Origin of the sequence: Ktedonobacter racemifer DSM 44963 (genome assembly GCF_000178855.1) — a bacterium.
GTDB classification, from domain to species: Bacteria; Chloroflexota; Ktedonobacteria; order Ktedonobacterales; family Ktedonobacteraceae; genus Ktedonobacter; species Ktedonobacter racemifer.
This window is the reverse complement of the sequence record NZ_ADVG01000002.1, coordinates 1,887,807-1,908,977: the sequence shown is the minus strand read 5'-3', so window position 1 is coordinate 1,908,977 and position 21,171 is coordinate 1,887,807. Positions and strand designations below refer to the sequence as shown.

Genomic DNA, 21,171 nt, shown 5'->3' with positions numbered 1-21,171 from the left:
TGGTCAGTCGAAATGAGCAAAAAACGAAGGCGGAGGAGACGGTTCGTTCAGCTCCAGAGGCCATTTCCCCTTTTTGAGAAGCCCACTTTTTTGCTCATTTTGACTGACCACGGGCGTCAAGTATCATGTGACGGAGTGTCTGCTATAATGGGGGCAAGGTATGCCTCTTATGGTTTCCTGGGAAGGTGGTATCCGTGCGTTTTAGCTTACAAGATGTCAAAAAGACTGTTCATCGGCGTGCTGGCAGGTCAGGGAAGGCGGCTGATCTCGGGCTCTCTCTGCATTTTTTACGCCCTGGCGTCCTGTACCAGGAAATAGAGCAACTCGTGGCCTATTATGAAAGTATGCTTGGCCGTCCACAGCGTGCTTTTCTTGAAGACGAGGCCCGTTCCTATATTGGCGATTATCGCCTGGCCAATTGCTTGCTGGCGACTTTGAGTAACTGGTATCAATGGCGTACGCGAGAGTGGGGCGAGATCCTGCAAGAGATGCAGGCGAGTGAGGCCTTGGAGGATGTAACGTCACCGACCCGGCTACGCCTGGCTCTTTTCGACTTTGTCAACGAACACTACCAGGGATTTCTGGCTAATGATCAACGCCAGGAGGCTTTACAGGCGTTTGCTCTTACCTATTGCTTGACGCCTGACCAACTAGCCTATCTGTTGGTGTTAGATAGTGAGGACGAGGCGGTACTGGTACGCACTGGCGAACAACCTCCTACAGCGCCTGAGGTTGGCGCCATCTATAATCAGTGGGCGTTTGAGGCCGCGCTTTTTAACGCCTCCGATGTCCATTTTTCACTCGACTGCCAGGCTTTATCCGACGAACTATCTGCTGATGAGCTTTTTCCCATGCCCAGCACTGAACCGGGATTGGGCGCGGTGATCAAGCGTTTATGCTTTCTCGCGCGGCGCTTTGGTGTGTACTATGATCTTTCCTATGAGGCCGACCTTGTGGGTGAACTGTCAGGGCGTCCAACCACGCTCGAACTCTTGTTGTATGGTCCACAAGAGGTGACCGGTGCGCCACAGCAATATGGGATGCGCCTGGCGCGTCTCTGCCGGGTGTTGCTGGGGTATCAAAAGCAACCAGGGCGTTCGCAGTCTTTTTCCGCTGCGTTAGTAGAGGCGGAGGCAACCGTGCATTTCTTGCAGCGCCGCTACCAGTTTCAGATGGACGCCAAATTGCTCCAATTGTTGCCACAGCCTGCCAGGAGCGAAGTGGCAGAGGAGAACACGGCCTATGTTCCTACAACCGCGCTCTTTGATAGTAGTATTGAGCAGGGCTTTGCCGAGGCCTTTACCGCTTTAGCCGCCAGCCAGGGTGCCGATGGCTGGCACCTGGAGCGTGAGCCAGAGCCGTTACTGCTGGCACAGAGTATTTTTATACCCGATTTTGCGCTCTCACGAGGTCGCGAGCGTATTTATATGGAGATCCTTGGTTTCTGGACCCCGGCCTATCGGGAACGCAAGATACAGAAATTGCTGCAAATGACGCAGCGCAAGGATCTTATCCTGGCCATCCCTCTCGACGCGAAGGAGGCCTTTGCCCCGATTGCCTCGTCTTTCCCTATTGTCTACTACCGAGGCCAACTCTCGGCCAGCGAGATCTTACACCTGTTGCGTCAACATTATGATGATTTTGCCTCGCGCCTGGCTCAGCTAGATAGTGCGTCAATACGTGCGCATGTGCAGGTGCGCGGTTTCCTCCCGGAGCAAGAGTGCTATGCCCTGCTGAAGTGCTACCGTCGTTCAGAACTGGCGCAGGCGACGCAACTGGTGGTTGATGAGCGAACGCGCTATGCCGCAGGCCTGGGTCTCTATAGTGTCGAAGCGGAAGAGCAACTGCGACGTGAGATGCTGACAGCACTGCACGCTGAAAACGCGTTCACGCTTGGTGCCTTTGCCGCGTGTATCAGGCAGCTTGTTCCCGCCTTGCAGGCATGTGATGAAAGCGCGATAGAAGCCCTCATTACCCTCTGGCCGGAGATATATATTCGCCGGGACTCAATCTTCGAGGCGCAGGTCGAGCTGGCTGCTGAGAGCCTGTCAGAAGAGTCTCCCATGGTCGATACCAATCATGCATCTGGAGAGGACATAGCGATGCCTGCTATGCCTCTTACCGAGCCAGAGGGCGTGCCTGTTAGTGGGAAGAAGACGAGCAGCGGCCGCAAGCCTGATATCACTCGTGCTAAGGCTGGTCGGAAACGTGTCGCGGCTCCAGCTGTGCAGAGTGATTTGTGGGGCGAGGCTTAGCAGCCACGCCCCAGATTCTTTCTTCTCAACACTTCCTCTGCGACTTATAGGTACTTCATCATTTACTATGCAGATTAAACACCTGCCATACTTCACCTTGCGAATATGTTTGGATGTATTTATACTTTTAAAGATGAGAAAGCCCTCCCCTGAATACGATACATACGAGCGCATATCAAGCTTGAGTTTATCTTGACATCGGAAGAAAGGCTGGGCTTTTAGCAGGACAGGTCGTCATGTACTGTAGACGTATCGTGCTGTATTTTGCATGCAGGGATAGGCGCGCTATCTCCCCCGTGCCTATGTTTGGAAAGGCAGTGAGAGGTGATGAAGGATGCAGCTAACAGGAACATTCCACTTGTGCGTATCTATCTGCTTGGGCAATGCCGCCTGGAAAGATGGCATAGTCAGGGATGGGAAGCGGTTAGTGAGGTGACGTGGCAACAGAGACGTGTGCGCTCACTCTTTGCTTGTATGGTAAATCAAACCTCGCGTATGATGGGGCGCGAGCAGTTGATGGAGGCGCTCTGGCCGGAACTGGATGTGGATACTTCTGCTAATCGCCTGAACATCGCAGTGCATGGATTGCGCCAGGTGTTGGAACCTGAACTGGAGCGACCTGCAAACTCACAATTGTTGCGCCTGGAACATGATATTTTTATGCTTGCTCAGCAAGGCCAGGTGTGGGTAGACGCGGATGCGTTTGAGGAATGGCTGCGCCTGGCATATGCGGCGCAGGATGCTCAGTCCAGAGAGCATCTTCTCTTACAGGCGGCACAGCTCTACAATGGCGAATTTTTAGCGGAGGAGCGAACTCTCTCGTGGGCACAGGCACGGCGTAGCACCTTGCAGCGCAAATGGATTGGTCTTTTACTCATGCTTTCCGATGTCTACGAGGCACGGAGTGCATGGCTTGAAGAAATCGAGGTCTTGGAACGCTTGATTGCTGTCGACCCTGCCCATGAGGCTGCTGTGCGCCGTCTTATGCACGCTCTGGTATGCCTGGAACGGCCCGCAGAGGCCGCGCGTGCCTATCAATGCCTGGTCACCAAGTTGGCGAAACTCTACGGAATCGAACCACTTGCCGAGACGCGGCAACTCTATGCCTCTGTCTGCAAGAAGATGCAGGCCCTCTCCATGTGCTCTTCGCCCTTATCTGCGCTTGCTCAACCTATCTCATCGTTGCGCTCTGGTATGGCTCCTCATGCCTTTTCTGAGCATGTTTTTCTTGCTCGGACCCCATCTTTGGCCAGGACGACGTGGAACCTGAAAGATCGTGCGTCCAGGCCAGAACTGGTAGGGCGTGAGCAGGAGTATGAGGCGTTGTGTCGTACGCTCCATTCTCTTCAGCAAGCTCCGTCTCTTACTCCCCATATGTTCCTGTTAACGGGCGAGGCGGGCATGGGCAAGACACATCTCGCCGAAGAGGTGAGCCAGTATGCGCAAGAACTAGGTTGGGTGGTTTTGTGGAATAAAGTATTGGAGGAGCAATGTACCACTCCCTATCATGCCTGGCTAGATGTGCTTCGTCTCTTGCGCGAGAGCGAACTTCTCCCCCAGCATAGCGAGACGCGCACAGTAAACAAAAATTCGCAGACACAAGTGTTGTCCAGGTGGCAACGGGAGTATGTAACCCTGGCCGCCGTTGAGCCGCTCTTACGTGAGCAGGAGTGTTTCTCTCTGCGTGAGGACCTGCTGAAATGGCTCGATGCTAATTGTGGCCAGAAACCTTTACTCATTGTGTTTGATGATGCTCACTGGTTTGATCGTGAAAGTATTGAGTTGTTGTGTTATCTTGTACGACGTTTGTGTAAGCGTCCTATCGCGGTTATGGTGACCTGCCTAACTGCTGAGTTAATGCGGAATCGAGTATTGCAAACACTCATTGCGGACTTGCGTCGCGATCAATTAGTACAACCTGTGCCATTACAAGCCCTCGAGGATGGACAGATTGAAGATCTGCTGGCTCATGTACCATCCTCACTGGTTGCCGACATTAAGAAGCAGGTGGGTGGCAATCCTTTTCTGGCCTGGGAGCTTGCCGCTGCTCTAGGCAGGAAAGCAAGGAGTCTGTCACAGAGAAGCGCAGGAGACAGCCAGGTGATCTTGCCTCGCTCTATCGCAGCGATCCTTGAGCAGCGTTTCTGTCGCTTGAGCCTATGCAGCCAGCGGCTCTTGCGCAAGTGCGCTCGCCTGGGAAGTGCTTTTACCTGGCAACAGGTGCTTCAGCTTGGCGCTGAGTATGATGAGGACGCGATCTTGGATGTACTGGAAGAATCACTCCAGGCAGGCTTACTGGCCGAAGATGGTATGGGAGGTGCTATTCACTATGAGTTTCGTCCACCTCTGTTAGCGTGTTACCTGGCCCAATGTCACGACTAGACCAGGTATGACTACTCAGAATTTCTCGCCCCAATATAGCTTGCTTGTATAGGAAATAGGGTGGTGGCAATGCCGCAGGCATTGCCACCACCCTATTTCCTATGGACCCCTATCTGAAGCGTTGCCGACGCGAAGTCATTAAAAAAAACATAAAAATAGCGAAAGTGGCAAAAAAAGGCAGGAAAGTCAGTTGACAAGTACCTTTGTTCTAGTGTACTATGTGGACCATAAGGCTTTGGAACAAAAGTTCGTTTCGCTAGCATTAGGAGAGGACGGTACCAATGTGGAGCAGAGTTACACAGCGCGTGGTGGACGCATGTCAGCGAAAGGTTCCCAGCATGCTCGTGAGCAGCAGGTAGCAAGCCGCGATTTTTTTGATGATGAGTATGATGATGAATTGCCCGGTCGCATGCCTAAGAGCGTGCGCCGTTATCATAGCGATGTCAAGTCGGAGACTGGTCGTGTCCCCGCAGATGTACAGGCCTCAAGCCAGAGCGTGCGCCTTGCGTCAACTGGCAAGGTTCCTCCGCGCCGGACGGCAGTGACCCAGGGACGTACGCCTGCGGTATCGACTGGGCGTCGGCACGTGGTTGATACAGAGGATGTGTTGGGACCAGGGAAAGGTCCTCTTCTCCGAGGAACGTCTCTATCAGGGCGTCATCCCCATTTACTTGTGTATATTGGTCTTCTTCTGGTTGTTATGGTTCTGGGGTGGTTTGCCTTAACGTTTTTATCCAACTGGTGGCAGGTGACGCAGGATGATTGGCATTATGGACGTCCTCGTACGTCTCAGATAGATTATGTCGTTGGACATAATAATGACTCAAGCGCACAACCCAGTCATTTTATGGCGTTAAACATGAACCGTAAGATAGAGATTATTGAGTGCCCTGCGAGCGATTGTTCGAAGGCAAAGATTTATATTGGCCCTGATTTAATTGGTCCTAACCAGGATCTTACCCCTGCCACATTGTCTTTTTCGGACGAGAATGGCGATGGCAAGCCCGATATGATTGTCCATATTCAGGATACGCAGATTATTTTTATTAACGAGAATGGCGCTTTCCGGCCTCAAAGGCCCAATGAAAATCTACAAGCCAAATAGTACTCTGTTAAGTTTCATCCGAAAGGTATTTTTGCCGCCTGCGGCGGCAAGGGAAGGGGGTGCAGAGGGGCGTCAGCCCCTCTGCACCCCTCACTTTTCCTTTTCAATTGAGCGTAAACAGAATAATAGTTTGGGCAAAAGTAAAGGCAGGCTGCCATAGCCTGCCTTGTACAGTTTTTCTCGATTGTTCTTGATAGAGAACCCTGGAAGCTTAGCGTACAGCACTCGTATGCTCAAAAAGCACCGCTTGCGTGTGCGCTATTCTCTGCTCCCTGGCCTGGTAGGCAGGCCTGGGGGTCACGGGTTGGACCGCTATAACATGCAACTTCTTTGGTGCAACGGAGACTGGTGTGGGAGTTATAGTCGTTGAAGGCATGGGCGCACGTTCGACCTGCTTTACACCTCTACGAAGAGCCAGGCAGGCAAAAACGATCATCCAGGCTAAGAGTAGCCCAACAAGCGTCCAGGTCATCAACATATGCGTCGTGTCGTTCATCGATGCGATGGCGGTTGTTGCGTCCACTAATCCGTCCCCTTCTCCAGGCTGTTTTGTGGGAAAAACAGCAGCGAATCTTGTTATTGTGATAGCCGATATATATGAGCGAGCTGAACATGGCTGAAACTTTGTGCTTTAGGTCTTCGCATCCCCTTGTGGCTTTGGGATGGTTCTCCTGGACTGCTTCAAGGGTATGACGAAACGGAAGCGCCAAAAGTTTCAAGCTGTGCTGTTATGGTTCCTATTTTTATTTTACACAACACTCCTGTATTCTAAGCCATACATGCCACTTCGTCTAACCATATAGAACTCTTTCCCTAGCCTTTATCGGTAAAGAATGGCTATTTGTTCATTCTGGAGACAAAAAAAGCCTCTCTTCTCCCTTTTCTGCGTCTCCAGAACATGGTAATCTGAAAACAGAAGTTACTTTTGCTTGTTTCTGCATTTAATAGGCAAACTCTTGTTGTCTGTTAGGAAACATGTCACAATACACCTGCGTGCCTGCGTACTAATAGAGAATGTATATGCAATAAAGGGGACAAAAGGCTATGGGTCAAATTAACTGGCAACGCACACGTGATATTCTCATCTGTATTATCTGCGTTGGCCTTATCTTTAGCACGACCTGGGCACTCTTAGGCCAGTTTGTCGATGCGATTATTATTCTTTTACTTTCAATGGCAGTGGCCTTCTTATTAACGCCGCTGGTAAATTTCCTGGTGAAGTATCATGTCCCGAGGGTCGTCGCGACCTTGCTGGTTTATGTCGTTGTGCTTGGGGCTCTGGGCTACCTGAGCTACCTGCTTGCCGCGAGCCTGATTGCGCAATCTCTGGCATTTTCAGATACTATTCAGAGTTATGCGAAGGCGATACCCGATAATTACGCGAATTTCATTAAATATCTCAACGATATCAAAATCCCGCAGAAAAACATTGATGATACCATCGCAAGTGTACAAAGCAAGGCGAACGAGTTTGCGTTTACGCTGACGAATAACGCTCTTAGTTTTGTGACTGTGCTTGTCAATGCATTTATCAATATCTTTCTGATCGTAGTCTTGAGCTTCTACCTGACGGTTGACGGGAAACGCATTCGTGATAGCCTGGTGAGTCTCTCGCCTAAGCGTTTTCTGCCTAATGTGTTGCTCTTTGAAGATGCACTCTCGCGGGTCGTGGGCAACTATATTCGTGGACAGTTAACGCTGGCCCTTATCGTTGGTATCCTGGTTGGCGTCATTTGTGCCGTCAATCCTCCGCTGGGGAAGTATGCTCTGATCTGTGGTGTGCTGGCCTTTCTCTTTGAAACCATTCCCATGGTGGGGCCTGCCCTGGCGTCGATTACGCCACTGCTGCTCTCGTTGCTTCTGCCAGATCCTTTCCCGCGTACATTAATTGTTGCCGGGTGCTTTGTCGCGCTCCAGGTCATTGAGAGTAATATTCTGGGACCCCGTATTGTGGGTCACGCGGTGGGCCTGCATCCAGTGGCGGCTATTCTCTCGCTACTGATTGGTGCTCAGCTCTTTGGGGTCTTTGGAGCCTTGTTGGCAACACCTGTCGTTGCGGCGCTCTGGGTGGTAGTGGCGAGCATCTACCGCTCGGCCAGGGGTGAGAGCGCGGACCAGATTCTGGCTCGCAAACGCGCCCCCTGGACGATACGTCGCCCACATGGGCAGTTGTTACACAAACAGTCTGCCAAGCAGACACGTTCGCCTGGTAGTACTGAAAGACCTGAAGCCACCTCGGAGTCGCCTTCAGGTGAGATCTCCTACTCGGAATTGCTCTACGAGGTTGAGCAGGAGGAGGAGGAGAAGAAGAAGAAGAAGACAGCCGAGAGAGGGCCAGAGACGACGCCGCCCTCTTCTCGTTAACCCCATTTGCACTTTCTAGGTTTAACCCTTCGCGCCTGTGGCGCTCGCCTGGATAGAAGCGTGATGGACCCTGGCTGCCGCAGGCAACCAGGGTCCATCACGCTTCTATCCAGAAAGGCCCTTTTTAGAGGACCAGAGTCGGGCGATTACGAATTGCCAAAGACCTTGCGTAGCTCTTCTTCGCCCTCGCTGCTGAGCAGGGCATAGACTTCATCATTTTCTTGCAACTCAGTGTCTGCGGTGGGGAAGAGGGGCTCATTCCCGCGCATGATCATGGCTAGCGTGCTTTTGCGCGGCAGATGTACCTGGCTGAGCTTTTTTCCGGAAACTGGCGAGAGCGGAGGAACGTTGAGTGCCACGATCTCCAGTCCTGCTTTCTTCAGTGTCATCAGCGGAATGAAGTGTGGTCCCGGAAGCTCGCTCTCGATAAGTGAGAGAATGGCCTTGGTCGGGCTGATAGTGACATCGATGCCCAACTTCTGGAATAGCTCCTCGTGCTTGGGGTTGTTGAGGCGAGCGATGGTGCGGGTGACATTGAAGCGTTTCTTCGCCATCTGACAGATGACCAGGTTGTCTTCATCCTCACCAGTGACGGCGATGACGACATCCGCGCGTTGGGCCCCGGCCTCCTCCATTATGCGTGCCTCGCAGGCGTCACCTTTTATGACGGATTGCCCTAACTCCTCGCCAAGGGTTTGCACACGGTTCGATGATTTCTCAAGGAGTAGCACCTCGTGCCCTCTGCTAAGTAGGTTTCGGGTCAGGTAGTAGCCAACGTCGCCACCACCTCCAACGATGATATACATAGTCCTTCTGCCTCTATCTTTTTCTTCTGTTTATGCCACAGGCATTTCGCCCTATGACGGTTGGTATACCTGGAGAAACGAGCTTACTTGGTATTCATGAGCGCCTGGAACATCAGATCTGCGCCAACAATGGTTGGGCAGATTGCCTCGATGCCCAGTTCGTTGTATGTGCTCTGGCGGATGGGATCATAAATACGGCATACCACTTTACGTACGTGGAAAATCTCTTTGGCTATCTGGCTAGCCATGATGTTGCGATTGTCGCCGTTGGTAACAGCCGCAAAAGCATCAACCTCTGCCAGGCCAGCTCGGCGCAATACATCTTCATCTACACCACTTCCGATGATAGTCTCGCCATGAAAGTCGCTGTTGAGACGATGAAATGAGTCGCTATTGTTGTCGATAACTACGACATGGTGTCCTGCTTTGTCAAGCTGCGTGGCTAATGTCGCGCCAACGCGTCCACAGCCAAGGATGACAATTTTCACGGAATGCCTCCTGTCGGTCAGAGACCGCTTTTGGGATGTAGGTGATAACCAGTTTGTATTATAGCATGTGTAACTTTAGCTTTGGGCGCCCTGCTATAACAAGCCTACTCCCTCGTTCAACATGGTATGATAGGTAATACAGTTGGAGTTTTTGTGTTGGGAAAGTTGGTATGCTTACCATGTCATCTCTTGTTCAAAGGTATACCTTGCGCCCCCTTGCGTCCGCTGAAGGTTGGCAATGGGAACGCTTTGTGGCCGAACATACCTATGGTCATCTCCTGCAAAGTTGGAACTGGGGAGAGTTGAAAACGTCGCCGAACTGGCACCCTCTGCGCCTGGCGCTCTTTGATGAGCAGCAGCGGATCGTCGCGGCCGCGCAGGTCCTGCAACGCACGGTTTCACGTGTGCCTGCACGCCTGGGACACCTGGCATATATCCCTCGCGGTCCAGTGCTCGATTGGTCGCAGCCAGAACTATGCGAGACCTTTTTTACCCATTTGCATGCTTTCCTGCGCCAACAGGGGGCCATGGCGCTACGTGTAGAGTGTAACCTGGAGGCTGATTCGCCAGCAGGTGCCTGGGCTCAGAGCTATTTTGCGCGTACGGGAATGGAGCCTGTTCCCGCGGTGCAGCCTTTGCGCACGATTACCCTGGACGTGACGCCCTCAGAAGAGACGCTGTTGGCGCAAATGAAGGAGAAGTGGCGGTATAATGTGCGCCTGGCTCATAAGCGTGGTGTGACGGTGCGCGTCGCGCAAACACTGGAAGATGTCGATGCCTGGTATGCCTTAATGCAGATGACCAGTGAGCGTGACAGCTTTGGGATCCATACGTTGCGGTACTACCAGCGAGCCTGGCAATGCTTTCATCCAGATGAGCACCTGCGCCTCTTCCTGGCCGAGCATGAGGGGCAACTCCTGGCTGGCATCTTTGTCTCGCTATATGCGCGCGAAGGGATTTACATGTATGGCGCTTCAAGCAATGAAAAGCGTCAGCTCATGCCCAATTATCTCTTGCAGTGGGAGGCGATTCGCTGGGCCAGGGCCCACGGAGCCGTAAGCTATGATTTCTGGGGTATTCCTGACACAGACAATGAAGAAGAGGCAATGGCGGGTGTATACCGTTTCAAGCGCGGTTGGGGTGGACGTGTTGTGCAATTTGTGGGAGGCTACCAATATAATTATCATCCTCTGGCCATGAAGCTTGCCAGCCAATTTATCTCATAGTGCCGATCGCAAACCTGAGCGCGGAGCGCTAGCCACGACAGTGGCGTTGGTTTGCGTATAAGGAGCTAAGTGCAGATGTATTTTGTACCCATCAATGAGTCTGGGAGGGCCATGATTTCACTACCTTTTGCCCTGGAAACTGCCCTGGAGCGCCAAATTGCTGAAGATCCCGAGTGGCAGACCGGTGTGGAATGGGGGATACCGCGAACCGGTCATCTTGAGGGACCCGTTAAATTTCATATCACCGATGTACTTGCGAATATCGAGCGGCAACAACCTCCACCAGCCTCGCAGGAGCGTTGCGCTCTTCGTCTGATTGCATTGACCCATGATGCCTTTAAATATCGCGTGGATGAATCACGTCCTAAAATCGGTACCAATCACCATGCCTATATCGCGCGCAAGTTCTCTGAGCGTTATATCCATGATCCTGCCTTGCTAGATATTATCGAACTGCACGATGAGGCGTATAATAGCTGGCGCCTGGGCGTCCATAAAGGCCGGTGGCAGCACGCTGAGGAGCGGATCGATCTCCTATTGGGGCGAATTGGCTCCTCATTGCCCCTGTATGCTCGCTTCTTTCTCGCCGATAGCCATACCGAGTCCAAGAACCAGGATCCCGTGACCTGGTTTCGCGATGTGCTCCAGAGGCGTGGCTATACCTTCCCTTTCTGGCGGTAGTGGTGACCTACACACCACTGTCGCCTCTCTCCCCGCTAATGAAAAATTCGCTCTCCCTTCATACTTGTCATTGTTCTCCCTTATTTGTGTTGGGCTTACACTAGAAGTATAGATACTACTCAATAGGATGAGTCTATGCCTGGGCAGGCAGGCAGAAAGGGAGACAGATGGCACAAAGCAGAAAATGGGAGCGTGGAACCCACAGCCAGAAGAAAAGCGCTATCGCGCCTTCTTTGACTACCGCTGTAGAGCATCCTACATTTACAGATGAGGCCTCTCGCTTCCTCGTTGAGACCATGGATCAAGGGGCGCTCTGCTCCGATGAGCAGGGACGTATCTTGATGGTAAATGAGGCAGCCCTCACCATGTTAGGCATGACGCGCGAGCAATTGTTAGGGCAGACAACGATTGACCCATTGGGTAAGGCGCTTCGTGAGGATGGAACCCCCTGTCCTGCGGAGGCACAACCAGCGGCGCTGGCACTTCAACAGGGCAAGCCTGTGCGCGATATGATGCTTGGCTGCTTCAATGAGTATGAGCAGAGCTATCGCTGGCTCTTGATGAGTGCTATCCCACAAATTCGTCCCGGTGCGCAGAAACCCTCTCGTATTTTTACCCTGTTTAGTGATTTCACTCCCTATGCTTACGTGTTCGATACTCTGTTGCGGCAGGTTGGTTTGACCGAAGGCGATAGCAAAGAGCGTCTGCAAGAGTTTGAGGTTATTTTTGAAACCGTTTTCCGCTGCATCTCCATTTACGATCCGCAGGGACATATTAAGCGCTTGAGTTTTCCGCTCCAACGTGCCTTCCAACTCTCGGCTGAGGAAGCGGGCCAGCAGACGCTGCAATCCCTGAGTGAGCAGTTTCAGTTTGAGGATGAGGAGGGGCATGTTCTTGCGCTGGAGCAGTGGCCCATGATGTGTATGTTGCGAGGCGAGATACAAAAGAATCGCGTGGTCAGCATCCGCCCCAAGGATCAACCCGAGCCGCATCCTGTGCATATCACCATGTCTGGTCTGCCCATCCACGACATCCAGGGAGTTATCGTGGGCGGAGTCATGATTTGTATTGACGTCACGGATCAGCGGGGGGCTGAACGCTGCTCACAACGTGCCTTACATGCCTTGCTCACCATGGCCGAGGCGATGGTGACGGAGCCTCAAGACACGGGGACGCTCATCGCACAGACCACAAACGTGGTGCAGCCTCTGGAACGTTTCACCGAGGTTGAGCGTGGCCTGGCGCAACTCCCGCTTGGCTTGCTAGATTGTTCCTGCGTTGCTATCTTGCTCTTAAACGAGGAGACGCAACTGTTATCCCCCGCCATCGTCTTGAGTCCTGCCTCTGACCTGGAACTGCTCTGGCGTAATCGGCTTGAGGGAGCTTCGCTGCATGCCCTCCTGGGAGGTGACGAGCAAATACGGCGTTTTTACCAGGGCATACCTCTTGAACCAGCTACAACGCTCTTTTATGATCAGCCATCCTATAAACTGGTCGCGCCCATCTCCCGCTATCAGAAGCTGAAGGGCGTGCTACTTATTGATTATGGCGCTCAAGAGCCGCTCCTTTCTGGTGAAGATGACGCGCTGATTCTGGGTGTCGCGCGGCTGGCGGCGCTCCTTGTCGAACGTGAGCAGGCGCAGTATGAGCGCGATCACGCGGTCGCCGAATTACAAAAGAGCAACGTCAGGTTAGAGTTGACCAATCGCATGAAGAGCAATCTTGTCTCTATTGTGAGCCACGAATTTCGTACCTCTTTAACAGACATCCAAGGCTTTAGTGAGATCTTGCAGCGTAATGAGCTAAATCTCTCCGAGGTCAGAGAATACGCGACCGATATTCGCGAGGACGCGCAACGCCTGGTAAGCCTCATCAATGATATGCTCGACCTGGATCGCCTCGAGATGGATCATATACAGCTCCACCTTAACTGGCTTGATCTTAACGCGCTTATTAATGAGGCGGTTGCGCGAATGCGTCGCCGTACGCAGAAGCATACCTTCCGGCTCCAGCTCGCCAGGGCGCTCCCGATTCTCTGGGGAGATCGCGAGAAGCTCATGATCGTCCTGATCAACTTATTGGATAACGCGATCAAATACTCGCCTGATGGAGGCGCCATTACGGTCGTGAGCGAGCTAGAGGATCTCTGTGTGCATATCAGCGTGAGTGATCAAGGAGTTGGTATTCCTCCCGAGGAACTTGAGCATGTCTTTGAGCGCTACAAGCGTCTTCCCTTTGGTCCGGAAACGGTTGAGGGGCGTGGCCTGGGGCTTTCTATTGTGCGCGAGATTATCCTGCTCCATGGCGGAAAGGTCTGGGTGGAGAGCGCGCAAGGCAGAGGGTCGATCTTCCATTACACATTGCGAACCGCTTCAACGTAAGGGGAAGGCTTTGGGAGGATGCAGGGGCTAATCCAGAACGAAAGGAAGAGAGAAGGATGTCCAGGAGAGTGTTTTTGCGATGATGAACTCCGGGTGCTTATCGCCTCCCTCTGTAACGAAGGCGTTAAGTAGTCCGTATAGTAAGTAGCCAGGCGCAAGCGGCGCAGATGTATGTTTGTGATAAAAAAAGTAAGGTATGTATACGCTATAAAAACCTGTGTATCACAAAAAAAGAGATTTCAGTAATGATGAGTGGACATAGAGGTTGTTTCTTTAATACGCTGTTGTTTCTTGTCTGTGTCTTCGTACCATCCATTGCACTTTCCTGACACCAGAGATTAAACCCATTTCCTCCTCAAATTGCTTGTCTTCTACGGTTACATTTTCCTGGTCGCTGAGAAGTATAGAGTTCGGCGTTTTGCCGTGTTTCCTGGCTATTTTGAGCTTGTGGGCTTGCACCCGAACGCTTTTCCAGGTTCTATGAGGCAGCAAATTTTTTAAAATCTCCTCCGGTTCGGCTTCGGGATACATCTGACGCAAGACAGCATTCTCTTCTTCGGTCCAGCTTAATCGGACCCTTACACGCCCGGCGTTGGTTACCTCTTGAGGTAACTTTGCTTGCCCTCTTCTTGCTATCCCGATTCTGTCGGCTCGGTGGTTAATTCCTACCCATGTACGACCGGGGAGCGCCTTCAAGACCTCGATTGGATCAGTCGTATTAAACATTTCGCGCAAGGTAGCGTCGTCCTCTTCTGACCAGACTAGCCCTGCCTTATTAGAAATGCCTGTAGTCTGCGTTTCTGTTTCCATACGTACACGGCTTTGAACCCCTCTCACCTCTCTCAACACGCCTAGTTTAGAGGCGTGTTTTGTTACGCCGTTCCATGTTCTACCGGGTAGTAATTCTAGAATCTCCAACGGATCAGCAAGGGGATACTTTTCGCGTATAACGGCATTTTCCTGCTCTGTCCAGTCGATTCGGCCTTTTGTATGTCCCTCGCCGATAACCACAGGGTTTGTTACATTCTTTAACTCTCTGGTTACTCTCAGTTTGCTTGCTCGGATGAGGATGCTACGCCATGTCCGACCGGGGAGCCTCTTCAAAATTTCTGCCGCGTCTGTGGTCGGGTACAACTTCCGTATAAGAGCGTCTTCTTCCTCTGTCCACTTTGACCCATTGGCCTGAAATTTTCGTATATATCCTACATCTACAAAATTGCCTATGGCGCTTTTCCAATAAATCTCTAGCTTCATCCATGACGGGGCGACCGGAGTGAGCACGGCTTTTCGCACCAAAGCGCCAACAAAGCGCAATCGAACCTCGAAAGAGAGTTTATGCCAGTCTTGTTTGATATCTGGAAGAAGAGAATGTATTTGATACAGCGTTATTTCGTCGTCGTCTCCTTCTGTTAACGGGGCTGCTAGCTCAATCTCCCATTGGTGTATTTTCTGCTCTAACCCTGCGGCTTGATTGGCATAGTCGATTTTCATTTGTTTGGATTTTGGAATATCAGGATCACTCAGGGTAGCCATGATTTCTGCTCTCTGCCTCGTGGCGCGGTCGATCTGTTTGCGTAGTAGATTTTTCTTTTCTTCCTGTTGCTTCTCCCTGCTCTCTAGCCGCTCTTGCAATTTGTCAGCCCAATTGCCCAGGTTCTCTAAAACTTTGATACGCTCAAAGAGTTTATCAAGAAAAATCTGATCGTACTCCGGTCTTCTACTGAATACCTGTATGTGGGGGAAGTAATACCATCTGCCGCAAGGCTTCTATAACGAGATCTCGCTTTATCATCTTCCCCAACGTGGACATACATCAGATTGGAGCGATGGAAGCAACCAATTCTGATCGTTCCCCCCAAACACGAAAGTTGGGGAGATTTGATACTCACCCATCCAGGTTACGAGGAAAAATCCATTGCGGTGAGTGCGACATTCGCACTTCCTGCGGCATTGAGTGGGCCAGAGGAACAGGACCTTCGTGGCCAGATCATCGGCGATGTGCTCTATCCCTCTCCAAATCCAACTAATGATACATTTGCGAATAAAGACATCCCTATTGTCATACCCGTTCACTTGCATATCACACCAGAATCCATGCATCAAAAGGAAAGTGAGAAAGACGTCATTTGGGAAATGGGCATTCTGGCGGGAGTGCTGTTTGCCACCCCGCTTCTGGCTTTTCTTCTCGACCCTCTTCTGACATTCTGGTTCGTCACGCGCCGACGAAATTATTCAGCTATTCTCGTCGACACAGAAGGCAAAACGAACGGTTACAGTCCCGCAACCAGGAGTATGCTTAGCGGTGTGGGCTTGGTAGGCTTGGCAGGAGGGTTCGTGTACCTGATGCATAAGATAGGTAGCCCACCTTCAGTCACTGCAATAATGATTTGCCTGCTCTTACTCGGAGGGACTGGTGTTGTCCTCTTGCTCAAGCACGTTTTTACCGTAAAACGTCGTGTATAAATTGCTGATACGTATACTATCGTTTGAAATAGACCTTCTACCCGTGCCAGAAACAGTGTTTGCCGGGGCGGGCGCTGGTCAGGACTGGATACCTTTGGTATTTTCCCGACTTTCAGACGGTACCTTGCCAGCCGCTATTCCACCACTCCACCCCTGGTTGCAGGAACATTTTTCGCTTTGACTGGTACTCAGAAAGAACGAAAAATCGCTGTCTGTCCCACTACTCATTTACAAGAGATGTGTGTGACAGCCCTTCTGGTGCGGGTCGATCTCTTGAGAGAAGATCAATTCCTACAATTCGCGCTGATTCTCTCACATTCACCTCAAAATCGTTGCGGATTTCGCCTTATTTACTATTTCAGTTCACAGTTTTGGATTCTCATGTCTCCGATTGAGCATGATATTTGGGCAGCGTAGCCAATCGTACTCAGATAAATTTGTGTGCCGAAACATATTTTAGTTCACAGTTTGAGCTTGTTGCTGGCTTCCTGCACATTTTCGCCAAGATCCTGGCTCTACCTCTTGTTGATCCGTAAGCCACATCAGGGAAAACGAGCGTCCTGAAACTCTCCAGAAGTTAGCGCTTGCCTACGTACGGGCAACGCGTTTGCTTCTCCTCCTCACCTGAGCGCAAGGTGCAAGAAGGGGACTGCTGCTCGTAGTACGCGATTTTCGCGGTGATCGCCTCAAGGTGATGTTCTACCTCCTTCAGATGCTCCTCGACCCGGCTTTGGTGGTGTTTGAGCAGTTGCAGGCGTTCGGGCATGGTCTGCTCACCCTGGCGCAGAAGTTCGGTATAGTGTTGGATGTCGCGAATAGGCATCCCTGTCGCGCGTAGGCGCTTGATGAACTTAAACCAGAGCACATGTTCCTGGCCATACGAACGGTATCCATTTGCCTCATCACGCTCTACATGCTGGCTCATTAATCCAGCGCGCTCGTAATAGCGCAAGGTATGAGCGCTCAGCCCCGTTACCTGTGCCATTTGCTGAATGGTGAACTCTTTCTCCATGCTCTGCTGTTTTTCCATTGTATTGCCTTTCCTGCTATCTCTCCTGAGACTCCAAGAGGGAGGGATCTTCAGCATTTCCTGAACAAATCATACATCTTAGAGTGCGCTCTCAGTCAAGAGCTCATTCCTGGGATTCTACAATCGGTGAGTTTTGAGATACCTCATCATCCCCCTTGACTGAGAGCGCACTCTAAGGTGTAGACTGCGATCCATGGACAAAGACGAGGCAGAGGAAAAGATCTGTCAGGTTCTATCATCTCCCCCTGATTGGGAGCGTCATGTCGTTCCGCAAAGAACCGTCGCGGCTTGTCTCTCTTGCCGCGCTTACATGAAAGAAAGGAAGCCAACTCATGGCACGCATTACAACACCATTCGGGTTCCATTCCACGACCGCCGAGGTCTCCGAAGGCATCGACTTGTCCGGTAAACGGGTGATCATTACCGGGGCGGCTTCGGGTATCGGCACCGAAACGGCGCGGGCACTGGCCCATCTCGGTGCCGAAGTCACGCTTGCGGTCCGCAACGTGGAAGCTGGCGAACGAGCCGCAGCCGAGATCACGGCAAAGACCGGCAACCGCAATGTCTTCGTCGCTCCGCTCGAATTGACCGACCGTGCATCCATCGCTGTGTTCGTCGCCGCATGGGATAAACCGTTGCACATCCTGATCAACAATGCTGGTATTATGGCGTTGCCGGAGCTGCACCGCACCCCCGAAGGGTGGGAACTGCAATTCGCCACCAACCACCTCGGTCACTTCGCACTGGCACTTGGCCTGCACGATGCTCTGGCAGCCGCTGGCAACGCGCGCATCGTCTCGGTGAGTTCCGCGGCGCACCGGAGATCCCCCATTGTGTTCGACGACATCCACTTCGTGCACCGCGAGTACGAGGCGTGGTCGGCCTACGGGCAATCCAAGACGGCCAATGTGCTCTTCGCTGTCGAAGCGACCAGGCGGTGGGCTGCGGACGGAATCACGGCGAACGCCCTTATGCCGGGCGGTATTCGCACGAACTTGCTACGCTACCAGACAGGTCCAGCATATCAGAAACTCGTCGAAAGCTATCCGTGGAAAACCGTGGAGCAGGGAGCCTCAACCTCGGTCCTGCTTGCCACTTCGCCACTTTGGGAAGGCATTGGAGGTCGCTACTTTGAAGACAACAACGAAGCCGGCCCAAACGTGCCCCCGGCGGAAAACGGAGTCGCCGCGCATGCCCTCGATCCCGACGCCGCTGCTCGGCTCTGGGACGTGTCGCTCGACCTCTTGAACAAGTAACGGTAAAGGAGCCCTCCTTGTCCATGGGCAAGGAGGGCTGACCAGCCAAAACGAATCTGAGTCTTATTAAAATACAGCGAGGGAATTTATGCAATACGTCAAACTCGGGACGACCGGTCTCGATGTATCGCCCATCGCCATCGGTGCGATGACGTTCGGTGAACCGACGCGCGGCCATCCTGCCTGGTCGCTTGGCGAAGAGGAAAGCCGGAAGCTGATCAAACATGCACTCGACGTTGGGATCAATTTCTTTGATACGGCCAACATCTACTCCCAGGGCAGCAGCGAAGAAATCCTTGGACGGGCTTTGAAAGATTACGCGAATCGTGACGACGTGGTGATTGCAACGAAGCTGCGAAATCCTATGCGGTCAGGCCCCAATGGCAAAGGGTTGAGTCGCAAAGCCATCATGACCGAGGTTGAGCATAGCCTGAGCCGACTGGGGACCGATTATATTGACCTCTATCAAATCCATCGCAATGATCATACGACGCCTCTGGAAGAGACCCTTGAGGCGCTCCACGATCTGGTCAAAGCTGGCAAGGTCCGCTACCTCGGTGCCTCATCCATGCCCACGTGGGAATTCGCCAAGGCGCTCCACCTGCAACGTGAGCGTGGATGGGCTCGTTTTGTCAGCATGCAGGATCACTACAATCTCCTGGCTCGTGAAGAGGAGCGGGAGATGATTCCACTCTGTCTTGACGAGGGTGTCGGGACGATTGTGTGGAGTCCGCTGGCTCGTGGCCGGCTTGCCCGTGCCTGGGGTGAGGCAAAGTCAACCAGCCGTTCAAGCAATGACGGCTTCGCTGATATGTTGTACACGCCGTTCACCGAAGCAAGCGATAAGGCCATTATCGAGGCGGTCGGCAAGATTGCCGGGGATCGCGGAAGAAAACGCGCCCAGATCGCACTTGCATGGCTGAGAAGCAAACCGGTGGTGACGGCGCCGCTCGTCGGTGCAAGCTCCATTGAACAGATCGATGACGCAGTGGCGTCACTCGATATTGCGTTGACGCAGGAGGAAGTCCAACAACTGGAAGCACCATACACCCCACGGTATGACTTCCAAGGGATCTCCGACGATGCCGAGATCCAAGCTATCATGGCGAAATTACCCCAATTTACAACAGCAAGGTAAGGAGGAGGTGTAAATCCCACCATTTTATGGGTCTGGCACCATTCTGGTGCAAGATGGGGTGATCTTTTTGGTCTCACCACTGTTTCAAGCTCAGAGACCGGACGCGGGTTCGATCATTGAAAACCTTCTCACCAGAATTGATACTTCTGGCGAACCCCTCTGAGCAGCCCACTCAAGGGATGGGTTGCGAGCAGAGTGAGCCCCTCCTTAAGGAGACAAGACAACAAGGAGACAAGACAACGTTTCTTTTTCACTCTGCAAATCACGCTCCACAGCGCGCCTGCATCAGAACGTTTGAGCAAGAAAATTGATCTTTCTTGCGATTCCATTGGTGATACATCTTGTGCCTGGCTTTGTCGCCTGGCTTTTGAGAGTTTGCCAGCAGTATCAGAATTGCGCCAGACTCAATTGCTATCAGAGAAAGGGAAAAATAGATGAGTTCAATACATGCGATAGTTGTTGATCCTGGGGTTCAAGGGCGGCTTGCCATCAAAGAGGTCGAAGCGCCCCAGGCTGGCCCTTCGGAAGCGCTTGTTCAGGTTGAGGCCATTTCTTTGAATCGAGGAGAGGTGTTGCGTGCCATGGGGGCCGAAGCGGGCTGGCGACCCGGTTGGGATCTGGCCGGAACCATCATAAAGCAAGCTGCTAATGGGACAGGGCCGAAGGTCGGGAGCCGGGTTGTGGGAAGCGTTGGTGTGGGCGCATGGGCTGAGCAGGTGGCGGTTCAGACGTCCAGGCTGGCCGACATTCCCGCCAGTTTGACGTTTGCTCGGGCGGCAACCTTACCTACTGCTGGACTCACCGCGCTCCGTGCACTTGAGAAAGGAGGGTTTCTCCTGAACAAGCGCGTGTTGATTACTGGTTCCACCGGTGGGGTGGGACTCTTCGCGCATCAGCTCGCAAGGCTCAGCGGTGCTTATGTCGTCGGCACTGCGCGACATGCTCGTAACGAGGCGTTCGTCCGTGAGGCGGGAGCAGACGAGGTGATCGTGGGGGACGATCTCGAGCCCGCGCGTGCCTATGGCCCTTACCACTTGATTATCGATTCGGTCGGCGGGAAAACACTGGAGAGCGCACTCTCTCTCCTGGCAACAGGGGCAACCTGCGTTACGCTGGGCTGGTCGGCATCTCCATCGGTCACCATGGATGTCAGCAATTTCATCCTTACTGGGAGAACGACCCTCTACGGGCTGAATATGTATACAGAATTCGATAGTCGTGCGAGATCTGAAGATCTAGCCTGGCTCGCGCACATGGTAGCCAAGCAGCAATTGCAGACGCCAATCGAGGTTGAGGCTTCCTGGCACAACATTGGTGAGGTCGCGCAACGGTTGCTGCAAAGGCAATTCACCGGCAAAGCGGTTCTGCATCTGACGTAGATCATCGATCTCTGCGAGGCCCTCATCTTGAATGCGTCTCAATGCTGAGAACATTTCTTCCTACAGAATAATGCTCTCAGAGGGAGGCCCAGCTAGAGGAAGCACAAAAGCTGCGTGTCCAAGAAGTGTACTTGCTGACTGAAACGGCTCACGATTACTTCCCGCGTTTTGGTTTCCGTCCAATCGATTGTGCCGCTGTTGATCCTGCCCACGCTTC

The 21,171-nt window shown here is 52.5% G+C and carries 16 protein-coding genes; 11 read left to right on the top strand and 5 right to left on the bottom strand.

Going from position 1 to position 21,171, the window contains the following annotated elements; translation table 11 throughout:
- Positions 1-194 precede the first annotated feature (194 nt).
- The 3 genes from KRAC_RS24535 to KRAC_RS62385 all read left to right on the top strand — a co-directional run bounded on the left by KRAC_RS24535 (position 195) and on the right by KRAC_RS62385 (position 5,742).
- Entirely contained in the window at positions 195-2,255 is a 2,061-nt protein-coding gene (locus KRAC_RS24535) for a DUF790 family protein (RefSeq protein WP_007911802.1), read from the top strand.
- Positions 2,256-2,582: 327 nt separating this feature from the next.
- Complete coding sequence (locus KRAC_RS24530; protein ID WP_007911801.1) at positions 2,583-4,637, top strand: ATP-binding protein; 2,055 nt, start codon at positions 2,583-2,585, stop codon at positions 4,635-4,637.
- A 283-nt stretch (positions 4,638-4,920) separates the two neighbouring features.
- The gene (locus KRAC_RS62385; protein ID WP_157507021.1) at positions 4,921-5,742 is read left to right on the top strand and encodes a hypothetical protein; all 822 of its coding nucleotides are present in this window, start codon (positions 4,921-4,923) and stop codon (positions 5,740-5,742) included.
- Positions 5,743-5,953: 211 nt separating this feature from the next.
- Here the strand turns inward: KRAC_RS62385 and KRAC_RS24520 are convergent, their stop codons facing one another.
- A complete protein-coding gene (locus tag KRAC_RS24520) occupies positions 5,954-6,265 on the bottom strand; it encodes a hypothetical protein (RefSeq protein WP_007911786.1) in 312 nt (103 codons plus the stop codon).
- Positions 6,266-6,786: 521 nt separating this feature from the next.
- Here KRAC_RS24520 and KRAC_RS24515 point away from each other — a divergent pair.
- Positions 6,787-8,106: an AI-2E family transporter gene (locus tag KRAC_RS24515; protein ID WP_007911784.1), complete on the top strand. Its 1,320-nt coding sequence runs from the start codon at positions 6,787-6,789 to the stop codon at positions 8,104-8,106.
- Positions 8,107-8,252: 146 nt separating this feature from the next.
- Here the strand turns inward: KRAC_RS24515 and KRAC_RS24510 are convergent, their stop codons facing one another.
- Both KRAC_RS24510 and KRAC_RS24505 read right to left on the bottom strand, forming a co-directional pair.
- Entirely contained in the window at positions 8,253-8,912 is a 660-nt protein-coding gene (locus KRAC_RS24510) for a potassium channel family protein (RefSeq protein WP_007911781.1), read from the bottom strand.
- Between the two features lie 83 nt (positions 8,913-8,995).
- On the bottom strand, positions 8,996-9,400 hold the full coding sequence (locus KRAC_RS24505; protein ID WP_007911780.1) for a potassium channel family protein: 405 nt from the start codon (positions 9,398-9,400) through the stop codon (positions 8,996-8,998).
- A 179-nt stretch (positions 9,401-9,579) separates the two neighbouring features.
- Between KRAC_RS24505 and KRAC_RS24500 the strand changes: the two genes are divergently transcribed.
- The 3 genes from KRAC_RS24500 (at position 9,580) to KRAC_RS24490 (ending at position 13,688) form a co-directional block, all read left to right on the top strand.
- Complete coding sequence (locus KRAC_RS24500) at positions 9,580-10,626, top strand: lipid II:glycine glycyltransferase FemX (RefSeq protein WP_211221314.1); 1,047 nt, start codon at positions 9,580-9,582, stop codon at positions 10,624-10,626.
- Positions 10,627-10,701: 75 nt separating this feature from the next.
- Positions 10,702-11,307 (top strand): hypothetical protein, encoded by a 606-nt coding sequence (locus tag KRAC_RS24495; protein ID WP_007911776.1) that lies wholly within the window; start codon positions 10,702-10,704, stop codon positions 11,305-11,307.
- A 167-nt stretch (positions 11,308-11,474) separates the two neighbouring features.
- Positions 11,475-13,688, top strand: coding sequence for a PAS domain-containing sensor histidine kinase (locus KRAC_RS24490; RefSeq protein WP_007911775.1), 2,214 nt, complete (start codon positions 11,475-11,477; stop codon positions 13,686-13,688).
- 273 nt (positions 13,689-13,961) lie between these two features.
- Here the strand turns inward: KRAC_RS24490 and KRAC_RS24485 are convergent, their stop codons facing one another.
- Positions 13,962-15,221, bottom strand: a complete 1,260-nt coding sequence (locus tag KRAC_RS24485) for an SANT/Myb domain-containing protein (protein ID WP_007911774.1) — start codon at positions 15,219-15,221, stop codon at positions 13,962-13,964.
- Positions 15,222-15,566: 345 nt separating this feature from the next.
- Here KRAC_RS24485 and KRAC_RS24480 point away from each other — a divergent pair, with 345 nt between their 5' ends.
- Positions 15,567-16,151: a hypothetical protein gene (locus KRAC_RS24480; protein WP_169460940.1), complete on the top strand. Its 585-nt coding sequence runs from the start codon at positions 15,567-15,569 to the stop codon at positions 16,149-16,151.
- A gap of 577 nt (positions 16,152-16,728) precedes the next feature.
- Here the strand turns inward: KRAC_RS24480 and KRAC_RS24475 are convergent.
- Positions 16,729-17,181: a MerR family transcriptional regulator gene (locus KRAC_RS24475; protein ID WP_007911771.1), complete on the bottom strand. Its 453-nt coding sequence runs from the start codon at positions 17,179-17,181 to the stop codon at positions 16,729-16,731.
- 332 nt (positions 17,182-17,513) lie between these two features.
- Here KRAC_RS24475 and KRAC_RS24470 point away from each other — a divergent pair, with 332 nt between their 5' ends.
- From KRAC_RS24470 to KRAC_RS24460, 3 genes are all read left to right on the top strand, one after another.
- Complete coding sequence (locus KRAC_RS24470; RefSeq protein ID WP_007911770.1) at positions 17,514-18,437, top strand: SDR family NAD(P)-dependent oxidoreductase; 924 nt, start codon at positions 17,514-17,516, stop codon at positions 18,435-18,437.
- An 88-nt stretch (positions 18,438-18,525) separates the two neighbouring features.
- Entirely contained in the window at positions 18,526-19,575 is a 1,050-nt protein-coding gene (locus tag KRAC_RS24465; RefSeq protein ID WP_007911768.1) for an aldo/keto reductase, read from the top strand.
- Between the two features lie 434 nt (positions 19,576-20,009).
- Positions 20,010-20,954, top strand: coding sequence for a zinc-binding dehydrogenase (locus KRAC_RS24460; protein ID WP_007911766.1), 945 nt, complete (start codon positions 20,010-20,012; stop codon positions 20,952-20,954).
- Positions 20,955-21,171 lie beyond the last annotated feature (217 nt).